This window comes from Formosa sejongensis (genome assembly GCF_033447105.1).
Lineage (GTDB): Bacteria > Bacteroidota > Bacteroidia > Flavobacteriales > Flavobacteriaceae > Formosa.
This window is the reverse complement of sequence record NZ_JAWQUN010000006.1, coordinates 1-15,413: the sequence shown is the minus strand read 5'-3', so window position 1 is coordinate 15,413 and position 15,413 is coordinate 1. Positions and strand designations below refer to the sequence as shown.

Annotated in this window: 9 protein-coding genes; 6 read left to right on the top strand and 3 right to left on the bottom strand. The window is 32.1% G+C overall.

What is annotated here, in order from left to right; all coding sequences use genetic code 11:
* Window positions 1-20: 20 nt before the first annotated feature.
* The 3 genes from purL to R6X41_RS08140 form a co-directional block, all read right to left on the bottom strand.
* Entirely contained in the window at window positions 21-3,707 is a 3,687-nt protein-coding gene (gene purL, locus R6X41_RS08150; RefSeq protein WP_318499142.1) for a phosphoribosylformylglycinamidine synthase, read from the bottom strand.
* Window positions 3,708-3,868: 161 nt separating this feature from the next.
* Window positions 3,869-6,109 (bottom strand): endonuclease, encoded by a 2,241-nt coding sequence (locus R6X41_RS08145; RefSeq protein WP_318499140.1) that lies wholly within the window; start codon window positions 6,107-6,109, stop codon window positions 3,869-3,871.
* 116 nt (window positions 6,110-6,225) lie between these two features.
* A complete protein-coding gene (locus tag R6X41_RS08140; RefSeq protein ID WP_318499138.1) occupies window positions 6,226-7,437 on the bottom strand; it encodes an RsmB/NOP family class I SAM-dependent RNA methyltransferase in 1,212 nt (403 codons plus the stop codon).
* A gap of 62 nt (window positions 7,438-7,499) precedes the next feature.
* Between R6X41_RS08140 and R6X41_RS08135 the strand changes: the two genes are divergently transcribed.
* From R6X41_RS08135 to R6X41_RS08110, 6 genes are all read left to right on the top strand, one after another.
* Window positions 7,500-8,540: a WD40/YVTN/BNR-like repeat-containing protein gene (locus R6X41_RS08135; protein WP_318499136.1), complete on the top strand. Its 1,041-nt coding sequence runs from the start codon at window positions 7,500-7,502 to the stop codon at window positions 8,538-8,540.
* Window positions 8,541-8,605: 65 nt separating this feature from the next.
* Entirely contained in the window at window positions 8,606-9,802 is a 1,197-nt protein-coding gene (locus R6X41_RS08130) for a hypothetical protein (RefSeq protein WP_318499134.1), read from the top strand.
* 5 nt (window positions 9,803-9,807) lie between these two features.
* The gene (locus R6X41_RS08125; protein WP_318499132.1) at window positions 9,808-10,380 is read left to right on the top strand and encodes a condensin complex protein MksE; all 573 of its coding nucleotides are present in this window, start codon (window positions 9,808-9,810) and stop codon (window positions 10,378-10,380) included.
* Window positions 10,364-14,062, top strand: coding sequence for an ATP-binding protein (locus R6X41_RS08120; RefSeq protein ID WP_318499130.1), 3,699 nt, complete (start codon window positions 10,364-10,366; stop codon window positions 14,060-14,062). Before R6X41_RS08125 ends, R6X41_RS08120 begins: the two co-directional genes overlap by 17 nt.
* Complete coding sequence (locus tag R6X41_RS08115; RefSeq protein WP_318499128.1) at window positions 14,062-14,907, top strand: DUF7281 domain-containing protein; 846 nt, start codon at window positions 14,062-14,064, stop codon at window positions 14,905-14,907. Before R6X41_RS08120 ends, R6X41_RS08115 begins: the two co-directional genes overlap by 1 nt.
* Window positions 14,908-15,053: 146 nt before the next feature.
* Window positions 15,054-15,296, top strand: coding sequence for a transposase (locus R6X41_RS08110; RefSeq protein WP_318499438.1), 243 nt, complete (start codon window positions 15,054-15,056; stop codon window positions 15,294-15,296).
* Window positions 15,297-15,413 lie beyond the last annotated feature (117 nt).

Genomic DNA, 15,413 nt, shown 5'->3' with positions numbered 1-15,413 from the left:
TAAAACGAATGTAATGAAATTTATTGTTTATTTCCGTCAATCCATTTTTTAGCATTTTCAAAAGCTTCTAACCAAGGAGAAACTTCGTCTTTTCTACCTGCCGGATAGTTTGCCCAGTTCCATTGGAATGTAGAACGCTCGATATGTGGCATTGTTACTAAGTGTCTTCCTGAAGCATCACACATCATGGCTGTATTAAAGTCCGAACCATTAGGATTTGCAGGATAACCTTCGTAACCATATTTAGCTACAATATTGTATTCGCTTTCTTCTTTAGGAAGGTTGAATTTTCCTTCTCCATGAGAAATCCAAACCCCAAGTGTGCTACCTTCTAAGCTCGATAACATCACAGAATTGTTTTTCTGAATTTCTACTGAAGTAAATGAACTCTCGTGTTTATGAGAATCGTTATGTAACATTTTTCCGTGAACGTCGTGTTCAGGGTTAATCAATTCTAATTCCATCCATAACTGGCAACCGTTACAAATTCCAACAGAAAGTGTATCTTCTCTTTTAAAGAAGTTTTGTAATGCAGTGTTTGCTTTTTCGTTATACATAAAAGCGCCGGCCCAACCTTTAGCCGAACCTAAAACATCCGAGTTAGAAAAACCACCAACGGCACCAATAAACTGAATGTCTTCTAGTGTTTCACGACCAGAAATTAAATCGGTCATATGTACATCCTTCACATCAAAACCAGCTAAATACATAGCGTTTGCCATTTCGCGTTCAGAATTACTTCCTTTTTCACGAAGAACAGCAGCCTTTGGTTTTGGCTTACTAGCATCTATTTTAGGTAACTTCCCTGTAAAGTTTTTAGGGAATGTATATTGAAGTGGCTGATTCTTATAGTTTTCGTAACGCGCATCCGCAACGTTATTTGCTGTTTGCTTTTTATCTAATAAGTAAGACGTTTTGTACCAAACGTCACGCATTTCAGAAACATTAAAAGAGAATAATTCCTCGTTATTTTTAATGCTTACTTGACCTGAATTGTTCGCTGTTCCGATTTTGAAAACCTCAACACCGTTTGCTGCAAAGCTTTCTTCTACTGAAGCATCTGCTTGGAATACAAGTCCTGCGTTTTCAGAGAATAATATTTTAAGTGAATCTTCTTCATTTAAGCTAGATAAGTCATAATCAGCTCCTAAATTCATATCGGCAAAACACAATTCTAATAAAGTTGTGATTAATCCACCTGAAGCAATATCATGACCCGCTTCAATTTTATCAGCTTTAATTAAATCTTGAATTGTATTAAAGGCATTCTTAACGAAATCTGTACTCTTAACATCTGGCGTGTCATTTCCAATAGCGTTTAATGCTTGGTAGAATGAACTACCACCTAATTTAAAGTCGTCTTGAGAGATGTTAATATAATAGATATTTCCACCATCAGCTTTTAAAAGCGGTTCTACAACTTTAGAGATTTCATTACAGTTTCCTGCTGCAGAAATAATTACAGTTCCAGGAGCAATAACATCCTCGTTAGGATATTTTTGCTTCATAGAAAGAGAATCTTTTCCTGTAGGCACATTAATACCTAAGTCGATTGCAAATTCTGAAACAGCTTGAACTGCTTTATATAAACGGGCGTCTTCACCTTCATTTTTACAAGGCCACATCCAGTTTGCCGATAATGACACACTTTTTAAATTATCTTTTAAAGGTGCCCAAACAATATTGGTAAGCGATTCTGTAATGGCATTTCTACTTCCTGCATCCGGCTGAATTAAAGCTGAAATAGGAGCGTGCCCAATAGAGGTTGCAATACCTTCTTTTCCGTTATAATCTAGTGCCATAACACCAACATTATTTAACGGAATTTGTAATGGTCCAACACATTGTTGTTTGGCCACTTTACCACCAACACATCTGTCTACTTTGTTTGTTAACCAATCTTTACAAGCCACAGCTTCTAACTGTAACACTTGCTCTAAATAGATTTTTAAGTTTTTAGACTTGTAACGTGGATTTTTATATTTTCTGACAATTGTACTGTCAGTTAGTATTGTTTTTGGAGAACTCCCGAACATATCTTCTAAAGCTAAATCCATTGGTTTTTCACCAGTCGTTTTAGATTCGAAAGTAAAACGGTCGTTTCCTGTAACTTCTCCAACATCGTAAATTGGAGAACGTTCTCTGTCTGCAATTTTATGAAGTGTTTCTAAATGCTTTTCGGCAATCACTAATCCCATACGTTCTTGAGATTCGTTACCGATAATTTCTTTAGCCGATAGGGTAGGATCTCCAACAGGTAAACTGTCTAAATTAATTTTTCCTCCTGTATCTTCTACTAATTCTGATAAACAGTTTAAGTGTCCACCAGCACCATGATCGTGAATAGAAACGATGAAGTTTTCTTCACTTTCTACCATACCACGAACGGCGTTTGCAGCACGTTTTTGCATTTCAGGGTTAGAACGTTGTACGGCATTTAATTCAATACCCGATTCAAATGCTCCAGTATCTGCAGAAGATACTGCAGCTCCACCCATTCCGATGCGGTAGTTTTCACCACCAAGAATAACGATTTTATCACCTACTTTAGGAGTGTCTTTTAAAGCTTGGTCGGCTTTACCGTAACCAATACCTCCCGCTTGCATAATGACTTTATCGTAACCTAATTTTCTAGGACTTGCTGTACTTGAGGAAGCGTTTTCGTTATGCTCGAAGGTCAATACAGAACCTGTAATTAATGGCTGCCCGAATTTGTTTCCAAAATCAGATGCTCCATTTGAAGCTTTTATTAAGATGTCCATTGGTGTTTGGTATAACCACGGACGTGCTTGTGTTTTTTGTTCCCAAGGACGGTTTTCTTCTAAACGCGAATACGACGTCATATAAACCGCAGTTCCAGCTAAAGGTAAAGATCCTTTTCCTCCTGCAAGTCTATCGCGAATTTCTCCTCCAGAACCTGTTGCAGCGCCGTTAAAAGGCTCTACTGTAGTAGGGAAATTATGTGTTTCTGCTTTTAATGAAATTACAGATTCGTAATTTTTAGTTTCGTAAAAATCAGGTTTATCTGCTGTTTTCGGTGCAAATTGTTCTACAACAGGACCTTTTACAAATGCTACATTATCTTTATAAGCCGAAACAATATCGTTAGGATTTTTGTTTGATGTTTCACGAATCATTTTGAATAATGAAACTTCTTTTTCCTCACCATCGATAACAAATGTTCCGTTGAAAATTTTATGACGACAGTGCTCAGAATTCACTTGTGAAAATCCGAAGACTTCAGAATCTGTTAAAGGACGACCAATTTTCTTTGCAACACCATCTAAATAGGCTACTTCTTCATCACTTAAAGACAATCCTTCTTTTGCGTTGTAAGCTGCAATATCTTCAATATTTAAAACTGGTTCTGGCTTGATATCTATTGTAAATGACTCTTGATTTAAGGCATCGTATTTCTGAGAAATCATCGGGTCGAAATTTGAAAAGTCTTCAGCTACAGCTTCAAATTCTTCAATTCGAATGATGTCTGTGATACCCATGTTTTGAGTAATTTCAACAGCATTTGTACTCCAAGGCGTAATCATAGCGGCACGAGGACCAACAAAAAAAGCATCGATTGATGCTTGTTCTAACTTAGGCTGGTTGCCAAAAAGCCATGATAATTTTGAAATAGTTTCAGTCGATAATTCTTTAACTGTTTGTACAGCAAATAATTTGCTGTTTACGTTTCCAAAGAAATGAATCATATAATGTGGTTTGTATTATTTTTTAAGAAAGCACAAAATTAGTGTTTTTTAGCGATATTTTTTCAAAAAAATATGTAGTCTTTTATATGCCTCATACCAGAGATTTTTTCATAAAAAAAGCGACCCGTTAAGGTCGCTTTTCAATATAGATTTTTAAAGAATTAGTGCTTAACTAATTTCTTGCTAATCGTTTTATTGTTCTGAGTAACTCTTAAAATATAAACACCCGATTGTAAATTTTGAGTGCTGATACTTGTGTTATTCTGAATGGTTTTAGAAAGTACTAATTTTCCTAACATATTGTAAATGTCAAGCTGAGTTGCTTCACCGTTTGGCATTGCAACGTTTAATACATCTTTTATAGGGTTAGGGTAGACTTTTATACTTGATAAAGCATCTTCTTCAATACTTAAAGAAGAATCATAACAAGTCCACGCTAAATTATCAATAGCAACACGGTCTCCGGTTGCCTCTTTATTATTGAAAAGTATTGAAACTTCACCTGCAATATTAATATCTTCAATAGTTACAGTTTGTGCTTCATCTCCGTAAGGAATTTCTCCAACAACAGTTCCGTTAACTACTAGATCGAAAGTCCCAGATCCACCACCAAAAAAACGTTGCGTTGTCACAGTTAAAGCGCCAATACCATTAGCTGTTTGGGGAGCAGTTAAAACACCATCTCTTATGGTGATAGCTTTAGTCCCGTTAATGCTTTGATCTAATCTAGCATCTGTAGCAGACCATTCAAGTCCATCATCTCCTGTCCAAGTTCTTAATGCATATGAGTTATCATTAACATCTTGAGTTGAAGTTAAATTAGTAAATGTTTCTTCAGTACAGTAGTCTACTTCATTAGAAACTTCATAACATGTCCATGCTAAATTATCGAAAGCCACACGGTCTTCGGTTGACTCTTTATTATTGAAAAGTATTGAAACTTTACCTTCAATATTAATATTTTCGATAGTAGTCGTTTCTTCAAATCCAGAATACGGAATTTGTCCGACTACGGTACCATTTACAACCAAATCGAAGGTTCCCGATCCACCTCCAAATACACGTAGTGTGGTCACTGTTAAAAATCCAATACCATCAGTGGTTTGAGGTGCAGTTAAAACACCATTTCTTATAGTAATTGCTTTACTTCCGTCAATAGTCTGATCTACTCTTGCGTCTGTAGCAGACCAACGTAAACGATCTTCTCCTGACCAAGAAATTTCATCGTAGTAGGTGTTTATTTCACCTGTAATATCTTCGAAATCTTGTGTGACACAGTAATCGTAAACAATTTCTTCTGTAGTTGTAACCGTTAAAGACCCTGTTGCAGCAGACTCATTATTTGAAGCATCTTCTGCAGATACAGTAAAAGCATAAGACGTTTCAGCTGTTAAATCTGAAATTGTAATCGTGTTTGTATAGGCTTTTGCATAAAATGCACCATCCTTATTAACATTGTATGAAGCGACAGCAATATTGTCTGAAGAAGCCGTCCAAGTTAATGTAATTGAAGACGCAGTAATTTCGCTTGAAGCTAAATCTGTAGGTACAGTTGGCGCTTCGGTATCTGTAATACCGCTATTTCCATCCCATAAATTTTGTGCATCTGCTCCGCCCCAAATAACAGTTGCTAAATATGGGTTATCGATAAATGGGTTTCTGTTTCCTTGTGCATAGGTGTTAGACGTATCTCCGTGGTAGGTGTTTCTTTGTTTTTCGAAATCTGAAACAGGATCTTCTACATTCCATTCTAGGAATAAATCAATCATGTCGTCAGGTGTTTGAGCTGCATCTCCAAAACCAACATTAGTTGGTAAACAACGCTCACCATATCTAATATACATGTACATTATTATACGGGCACAGTCACCTTTCCATTCGTCACCAGGATACCAGCCACTGTTAGAAAAATTTGAAGTACCATTACCATCTGCAAATTTTAAATTATTACGGTCGGCATTTCTATTAACATCACTCGGACGCAACATTTGTGCATCAGAACCAGGACCTTCTTCTCCTAAATTAGGAGTTCCTAAAGACTTTGCGTAGACGTGTTCACGATTCCATTCGCCATCAGAACCTCCGTTATTGTTTTTACCTCGGCTTCTATCTGTCGTAATATCGTTATCCGTGTCGTCGTAACCGTACATTAAAAGTACATTGTTAGGGTTGTCAGGATCTAAATCAGTAACCTTTAGAGCTTCCCATACACCTGGCGTATAAATCAGTTCGTTAACATGCTTTGCAATGGTAACAGCGCTTAAATCTGTTTTAAGTTCTACACCTGTTTTTGTGAAATTTACCGTGTTATAGTACGATTGTAAATCTTCGGGCGGGTTTAATTGAGCAAAGCCCAATGCTGTAATAAAAAGTAAGAAAAATGTAAAGTAAAAGTGTTTCATAGGGAGTTATTTAAATTTAATTTATTAAGTTTTATTGCTCAATTTACAAAATAAAAAAAGCTAGTAAAGAAAAATCTCTACTAGCTCGTAATTATTATTGAATATTCTTTTTAGCCTTAGTTTCTTTTAAGTAATGCCATATAGAATCCATCAAATCCTGTTTTGTGAGCGTAGATATTATCGTCGCGCACTAAGGTAAAATCTTTTCCGAATTCTGATGTTAAGAAAGTGTCAACTTGTTGTCTGTTTTCTGAAGGTAAAACCGAACATGTAGCGTAAACCATTTGTCCTCCAGATTTAACCATTCTAGAATACGTTTGAATAATTTCTTGCTGTGTTGCACGAATTCTATCTAAAAATTCAGGTTGTAATTTCCACTTCGCATCAGGATTTCTTCTTAAAACTCCTAAACCAGAACAAGGCGCATCGATTAAAACGCGATCGGCTTTATCGTATAATTTCTTAATGACTTTAGTAGTATCTATATGACGAGGTTCAACATTATGAGCACCATCACGTTTTGCACGACGTTTCAGCTCATGCAATTTATGCGCATAAATATCTAAAGCAATAATCTGACCTTTGTTTTCCATTAAAGAAGCCAAGTGCAATGTTTTTCCTCCAGCACCAGCACAGGTGTCTATAACACGCATACCAGGTTCAACTTCTAAATATTTAGCTACTAATTGAGAAGATGCATCTTGCACTTCAAAGTGTCCGTTTTTAAAAGACTCTGTAGTAAATACGTTTGCACGCTCTTTTAATTTAAGTGCATCAGGATACCCTTTTATAAATTCAGTTTCAATGTCATTATCAAAAAGATCGGCTTGTAACTTGTCTTTCGTTATTTTTAGAGTGTTTGTTCTTAAAACAACATCGGCTTGAAGGTTTAAAGCAGCAATCTCTTTTGTCCAAAGTTCTTCGCCTAATTCTTTAACACCAATTTCATCCATCCAATCAGGAATAGATTCTTTAAATTTTCTAATTTGAGAAAGCTCATCAAAACGTCCTTTAATTTTACGTGTCGGTGTTTTTTCAAAATAGCTCCAATCCGGTAATTTAATACCTTTAAGGGTTGCCCATACGGCAAATATTCTCCAAATGTTATCTCTATCGTAAGGTTCTTTTACTTCTGCTATTTCAGCATATAAGCGTTTCCAGCGAACGATCTCGTAAGTCGTTTCGGCTACAAAACCGCGGTCGCGACTTCCCCAGCGTTTATCGCGTTTTAATAATTGTTGAACAACTTTGTCGGCATAAACTCCTTCATTAAAAATGAGCATTAATCCGTCTACTACCGCAAAGCATAAATTTCTATGTAATCGCATTTTGTGTATTTAAGAGGACAAAGGTAAGTTTAATTAATTATTTTTAGCCAAAATTTTAATAAATGCGACTAATAGCGAGCCTTTTACTTTTTGTTTTAATCAGTTCTTGTAAACAAGATGTTCAGAAACCTTTAAAAATATATGAATCTGTTGAAATTCAGGATGTTTATAATGATTCCCTTAGCATTCGTGCCATTGAGTTAATGGGAGACGGAACGTTGGCCTTTGCTGCAGATAATGGGACTTACGGATTATATTTTCCGAAGAAAGAACAGTTAGCAACATCTATACAACTTTATGACTCTGTGCCTTTACATTTTAGAGCCGTTGCGCATACAGCAAACGATTTTTTTATGTTGAGTATTGAAAGTCCTGCCTTATTATATAAAACGGGAGACGATGGATCTATGAAACTCGTCTATAAAGAAGAAGGAGAAGAAGTGTTTTATGATGCCATGACCTTTTGGAACGATACAGATGGTATTGCAGTGGGCGATAGTGTTAATGGTTGTTTGTCCATAATTATAACTCGAGATGGTGGAGAAACTTGGTCGCCATTCCCTTGCGAGAACTTGCCTAAAACTATCGAAGGTGAAGGTGCTTTTGCAGCAAGTAATACAAATATTAAAGTTTTAGGAGATAAAGCTTGGATAGGAACGACTAGCGGAACCATTTACTATTCTGAAAATAAAGGAGCGTCTTGGGGTACAATTGAAACACCAATGCAGAATACTGAAGCGACTCAAGGCATTTATTCTATCGATTTTTATGATGAACAAAACGGTTTTGCTATCGGTGGAGATTACACAAACCCTGAAGGCAATACAAACAATAAAATGAAAACAACAGACGGTGGGAAAACTTGGCAGTTAGTTGCCGATGGACAAGCACCGGGTTATAAGAGTTGTGTGCAATATATCCCGAACAGCAATGCAGAAGGTTTAGTTGCCGTTAGTTTTAACGGTATAGATCTTTCTAATGACGGTGGAATGTCTTGGCAACATATAAGTGATGAGCCATTTTATACCATTCGTTTTGTAAATGATTCGATTACGTATGCCGCAGGACAAGGTCGTATTTCTAAATTAACGTTTACCGAGTAAGAAGGTTTAATAATAAAATTAAATTACTAATATTAACTTGATTTACAGGAAATAGATAAAGAAAAATGGACACTTTTAACGATATAAAAGAATTAATTTCAACTTTAAAAAGAGAGGAAAAGTTAATTACTGAAATGTTTGGTAAAAGAAAAACGCTTAATTATAAATTGAGTTATGCCTTGGAACTGGTAGATTATGATGAAAATCGCATTGATTTTTTAATACAAAGATCTGTTATTAGAGAAAATGGTAGTTTTTTAGAACTTGACGATCAGTTTCAAGAATTTTTTGAACAAGTACTAGATGTGAATGAAGAAATTAACTTGTCCTATATTGATGAAAATATCAAAAATATTAGAGAGAAGATTCTTTATTATTTGAACGAAAAGAATGAAAATAGAAAGAATACCTATTTACAATTTATAAAAAAGACGTTCAGGAAAATGGGAATTATTACACTTAAAAGTGTAGTAGATTTAAGAAGAAACATAGAGAATACATTTAAAAACGAAGCCAACTACAAGAACAAACAATTAAAGTTAGAAAATTTTGATGAAAAAAGAACTGTAGTGACCAATCTCATCAAACAAACATTGTTGTTGATTAATGAAAAGGAGCTAACCTTTTTTAAAATAGCTTTAGATGAAGAATTACATCAGATTATTACAGAACTAAAATACCAACTTAGGGAGTGTTCTCATAATTTGATCGAAATTGAGAAACAGATCATTGATTATATAAATCAAACCAAGCATCAAGGGATATTTATAGAGAAACTTAGAAAATTAAAATATCTAAAGGATCATTTTACCATTGAAGCAGAAACAGATATAAAGCAAGTATTAACGAATAAGAATCAATTGGTTTTTGAGACTAGAATAAGTGAGTCTTTAAATTTGTCATTGGACTTTCTTAGAGATGACGAAAAAGCTTTTGATGTTATTAAGCGAATTTCCAAAAATCATAAAAACAGAAAATACTTTAAACCACAATTGGCAGGTGGTATTTCAGAAGCGTATCTTCAAGATAATATTGAAGAGGAAGTGATGATTAATTTAGAAGAAGTAAGAAATCATTTTATACCTACAAGTGATCATTTGTTTAACTTTATTATGAATTATGATTTTTTAAAAAAGGTTGATTTTGACGAACGAGTAACCATATTTTGTCAAATGGCTTCGCAATATGAGTTAGAATTTAACTTTCAGGATGTTTTTGAAACAGCAAATGGTGTTGAGTATGCACTGATTTACCCTAAATAAAATTTATGAAAACAAAATATACTTCAGAAATATTTGATGTTCTTAGAAGAGGTCAGTTTATTTGTTCTAATAGTCCCAAAGACAATATTCAGATTTTGTATAAAGTGTTAGAAGATGAAGATACTTTTAATGATTTACATAATTATTTTAAACAGATAAATTATATTCTAGAGCAGGGGAATGAGTATTTCTACTTTAGTCGTCTAGAAAAGAATGTAGATCTTGATAGAAAGCTAGAGAAGGTATTTAATTGGATTGATATTTTAGATTTTTTTAAAACTTTTGATTCATCTTTTGATGTTGGATTTAGATTTACCCCTTCGGATGTTGTAAATCAGTTAAAAAATAATGCGGATTTAAAAAGCAAACTGGATTATTTAAAAAAAATCAGTGGTGATAAAAAAAGTTATATAGATAGAATAAAAAAAATAATTGAAAAATTAGAAAAGGAAAATTTTATCACCTTAGAAAGTGAAATATCAGAAACTTATAAAGTGTTAACTTCTTTTTATTATTTAAAAGAAATAGTAACAACTATTAATATTCCAGAAGAAACAGAAAATGAGATACCTGAATAAAATAGTTTTTATAAATAGCGCATCTGTAAAGTATGCAGAGATAGAATTAGATGGGAATGTGCATTTAATAGGCACGCAGGGAGTGGGGAAAAGTACTTTGTTACGTGCAATTTTGTTTTTTTACAATGCCAATAAATCTAAACTAGGAATCCCTAGAGAGAAAAAAGGGTTTGATGATTATTATTTTGAATATCAGAACTCATATATTATTTACGAAATCATAAAAGACAACATTCCCTTTTGTGTGTTGGCATATAAAGTAAATGGTAAAGTTGCTTTTAGATTTTTTAATTCGGGATACAAAAGAGCATTGTTTGTTGATGATAACAATAGAGCTTTTGAAAGTTGGGATAAAATTAGAAATGCATTTGGAAAAGAAATTCATTATACCTCATTGATTTCAAGCTATGAAGAATTTCGTAAAATTATTTATGGAGATAATAAAGGTTTAAAATCAGATTTTAGAAAGTATGCTTTAGTTGAAAGTAAACAATATCAAAACATACCTAGAACCATTCAAAATGTACTGCTGAATTCTAATTTAGAGGCAAAGTTTATAAAGGATACCATTATAAATTCTTTAAATGAAGATGAGTTTACCATAGATATAGAGAACTATTCTAAAAATCATTTACGTGATTTTGAATCTCAAATAAATGATATTAAAATATGGTTCAAAAAAAATAAAAAAGGACAAATTGTTGTTAGAAATCAGGCAGATAAAATTATTGATAAATACCGAGTTTTTAATTTTTTAAAAAGAGAAAAGAAAGAATTAGCCTTAAACTTGGCTGGTAGGATGGATTTTATAGAAAAGGAAAAACCAACATTATCTGTAAGTTTTATTGAAGAGAATAAGGTGTTAAATGAATTATTTAATAAAAAAGAAAATTTAGAAAAAATACATAAAAGAAGAGAGCAAGATTTGATCTCAAAAATGTATTCGATTTCTGAAAAATTAAAAGAAACTGCAAAAAAAGAAGCTGAATATAATGCTAAAAATATTCATGTAATTATTGAAGAGGTGTCTAAGAAAGAAACCTTAATGACAGAACAAAAAACGCTGGAAAATGAAAAAAACCTATTGACTTCTAAATTTACAGAAGTCAATCAAAAATATGAAGCGTTGATTTCTCAATTAAAAAATAAACAACAAGAGTTCACGAATCATAAAGATGCTGAAATAAATAAATTAAGAAGTGATTTTGTAGAGGATAAAACCTCGCTTTTTGAGATTTATGAGAACTTAATCAAGCAAATTAAAGAAGATAATAAAGCAGAAAAAGAACAATTTGTAAATGAACTACAAGGATTTGTTGATGATGAAAATAGGATTAAAAGAAAAAAGGCTGAACTAAAACATCAAATCTTTTTTGTTACTGAGATAGAAAATTGTAAAGAAGAAACAAAAGAATTGAATGCTAAAATATCAAGTTCAAAAAACATCGTTTTTAATGCAATTAACGAAACAACAACACTGCGTAAAGAATGGGATTTAGAAGTAAAAGATGTAAAAAGAGTTTTTGATCTAAAAGTTGATAAAGATAAAATTACACAACTAAAATATAGGGAGAAAATTCAAGCCATTGAAAATAAAATTAAACAAAGTAAATCTTCACTTTACGGTTGGTTACATGATAATATTCCTAATTGGGAAAACAATATAGGTAAAGTAATAGATGAAGAGCAGGTGCTTTTTAATACTGAATTAAATCCGAAATTAAGTGATAATAAGTCGTCTAATGTGTATGGGTTGGAATTGAACTTAAGTGCGATTAAAAGTCGTGTTAAAACGGTAAAAGAATATCATCAAGAAATTGATGAGTATAACGTTAAAGTTAATGACGTTCAAAAATCAATTTCAGAATTAAATAGTGTTAACGAAACTGATTTACAAAAGTTAAAAATAAGATTTAAGAAAAAACTAAAGGAGCTTAAGGAAACTATTGCAGAAAACGAATACATAGCATCGCAAAGCGAAGATAGATTAAAGAAAAATAAAATAGAGTTAGAAGATTGGATGGAAAAATCGAATTCTGAAAAAGCGACTATTCTTCAAAATTCTGAAAATGATTTAGATAAAATTGTAGTAAGAAAATCAAAAAGCCAAGAAAATTTAGAAAAACTTAAGAAAGGGATCAACCGAAAAATAAGTTTAAAAGAAACAGAGCGAAATAAAGAAATTTCAGTTTTAGAAAAAATAATAAGTGATAAAATTGAGAATATAAATACATCTGTTTTTAAGTTGAAAGAAGAGTCTGAGCTAAGGATTAATGTGTTGCAAAAAAATAAAATTACTGAGCTTGATGACAAAGGTGCAGATACCAAAAGGTTGAGCTTAATTGATGATAACTTAAATGAAATAAATCGTTTATTAAATGATATTAATACAAAAGAAACCATTGTAATAGAATTTAAAAAAGATAAAAGAGAGCTATTTGATAAAGTCCCACAATTAAAGGCCGATAAAATAAGTTTGGAAAAAAAACAAGCTACAATTCTTGAAGAACATAGAATTGAATTGCAAAAATTTATCCATAAATATCAGCATCAAAAAGAGATGGTTGAATCTATTAAACTTAAAATAGATCTGTTTGAAGCAGATTTGAATGCATTTGTGGAATTTAAAAAATCGGATGCCTTTGTAGAAATTGAGTCCTTTATTTTTAATCCAATAATAGTTGATAATCATTTTAAAACAGCAGTTGTATTAATCAAAGATATTTTTGAAAAACATTCAAGAAGCCTACAAGTATATGAGGATTTAAGGCAGGCTGTCAATCTTTTTAACGGAAATTTTGATGAACATAATGTTTTTAGATTCGTAATAAAACTAATTTCAAAAGAGGATTTTTTAATTTTTTCAGCTGACCTAAAAGAATTTATAGAAGCAGATAAAATTAGTGAGTATGAAACAAGAGTAAATAGAAGATTTGCTGATATTATTCAGTTAATAGGTCGAGAAACCACGGAGCTAAATTCTAAAGAAGCGGAGATTGAAAAGATTATTAAGAAAATTAATGATGATTTTTTAACTAAGAATTTTGTAGAAGCCATTAAAGAAATGGAAATGCGTACAGAAAAAAGTTCCAACCCAATAGTTAAGTTGTTAATAGAAATAAAAGACTTTAATGACGAAAATAGTTTGATTTTAGGAGAAACCAATCTTTTTACATGTTCGAATAGTAATTCGAAAAATCAAAAAGCAGTAGATTTATTAAAACAGTTGGTAAATGAACTCGGAAAACACAAAAACTCCAGTCTAACATTGTCAGAATCTTTTGATTTACAATTTAGAATTGTCGAAAATGATAATGATTCTGGTTGGGTAGAAAAATTGTCGAATGTTGGTAGTGAAGGAACAGATGTTCTAGTTAAAGCAATGATTAATATTTTGCTTTTAAATGTTTTTAAAGAGAGTGCATCAAAAAAAATAAAAGATTTTAAATTGCATTGTATGATGGACGAAATAGGAAGGCTTCATCCTAATAATGTAAAAGGGATTTTAAGATTTGCTAATGAAAGAAATATCTTGTTAATCAATGGTTCTCCGACAAGTCAAAATGCAACGGATTATAAATACACCTATAAATTAGCCAAAGAACAGTCTAAAACAGAGGCGAAAAAATACATTACAAAAATTAATCGTTTGGTTAAAATAAAGACTAAAGTTCTTAATTAATGGAATTAACATTAAAAATAGCAAAAGTATTAGTACAGTTAATAGAAGGAAAAACCATCCCTAATAGTGCTGCTAAAAGTGAAGTTATTGACGTTTTAGTTACGGAGAATATAATTATAAGAAAAGGGAAACACCAAAAAAAAATTGCACTTATCTGTAAAAAGGATTTGTATGAGTATTTGCATAATCAGTTGCAAATAAATAATTTAACTAACTATATTTTAGCTTTAGAAAATAATGAATCAACTAGATCGGATTTTGTGAAGATTACTACTGATTCGAAAAACTCAAAGGAAAGAGCTTTTAAAGGTTTTTTAGTGAATAGTTATGAGTCAATTCAGGCAGAGTTAAACAATCAAAAGATTACCATTTGTCCTGTCTTAGGAAGTTTTGTGTTTATTTCTGATTATGAGACATTTAAAATTCCAGAGCATGTAACCATTATAGGAGTTGAAAATGCTAAAAATTTTAGTAGAATTCAAGAACAGAAGTATTTGTTTAAACACTTGACTCCTTTGTTTGTTTCCCGTTATCCACAAAATCAAAATAAAGATTTTATAAAATGGATGAAATCTATTCCTAATAATTATTTACATTTTGGAGATTTTGATATGGCAGGAATTGGTATTTACTTGAATGAATACAAAAAATATTTGTATGATAAGGCAACGTTCTTTATTCCTAAAAATATTAAAAATGATTTAAGACAACATGGAAATAGAGTAAGATTTGATAAGCAAAAACCAAATTTCAAGATAGAAGAGATACGGGAGTCAAAAATTAAAGACTTAATAGCATTGATAAACATCGAGAAAAAAGGATTGGATCAAGAGTTTTACATCTAGTGAATTTTTTGTGTTACTGATTATTAGTTTAGCCCCGTATAAGTTCGGAGTGCTATTTTAAATTTCAAAACTTATATATTTGAGATGTGAAATACAAGAAATGGACTTTAAAAGATAAATTATAGATACTAGCTATTTAAGAGGAAATAGGAGCTGTTGAGGCTTATCGTAAATACTCTGTTAATACAGGAACGCTATATAGTTGGAGGAAAAAGCATGAGAATCAAGGAGAAGCAGGTTTAAAAGTTACTTATGATACTCATGGCAAAGAATTAAAACAATTAGAAGAGGAGAATAGAATATTACGCAAGCTACTTAGCAACAATGAGATTGAATTAGAAGTCGGGCGGGAATGTAGGCTTCACCCTAATTTGAATTTTAAAATTTAAGACCGTTGCAATATTTAATAATTTTCTAAGTTCCATGTTTTTTAAATGGATTTGACTTACTTTTTATCTTAAAAAAAAGATTTTTGTACTATTTCTTGATTTTATAGGTCTTTCTAT

Excerpts from the sequence above, each read along its gene's own strand:
- purL (WP_318499142.1), bottom strand. The coding sequence starts at position 3,707 with ATGATTCATTTCTTTGGAAACGTAAACAGCAAATTATTTGCTGTACAA.
- R6X41_RS08145 (WP_318499140.1), bottom strand. The coding sequence starts at position 6,109 with ATGAAACACTTTTACTTTACATTTTTCTTACTTTTTATTACAGCATTG.
- R6X41_RS08140 (WP_318499138.1), bottom strand. The coding sequence starts at position 7,437 with ATGCGATTACATAGAAATTTATGCTTTGCGGTAGTAGACGGATTAATG.
- R6X41_RS08135 (WP_318499136.1), top strand. The coding sequence starts at position 7,500 with ATGCGACTAATAGCGAGCCTTTTACTTTTTGTTTTAATCAGTTCTTGT.
- R6X41_RS08130 (WP_318499134.1), top strand. The coding sequence starts at position 8,606 with ATGGACACTTTTAACGATATAAAAGAATTAATTTCAACTTTAAAAAGA.
- R6X41_RS08125 (WP_318499132.1), top strand. The coding sequence starts at position 9,808 with ATGAAAACAAAATATACTTCAGAAATATTTGATGTTCTTAGAAGAGGT.
- R6X41_RS08120 (WP_318499130.1), top strand. The coding sequence starts at position 10,364 with ATGAGATACCTGAATAAAATAGTTTTTATAAATAGCGCATCTGTAAAG.
- R6X41_RS08115 (WP_318499128.1), top strand. The coding sequence starts at position 14,062 with ATGGAATTAACATTAAAAATAGCAAAAGTATTAGTACAGTTAATAGAA.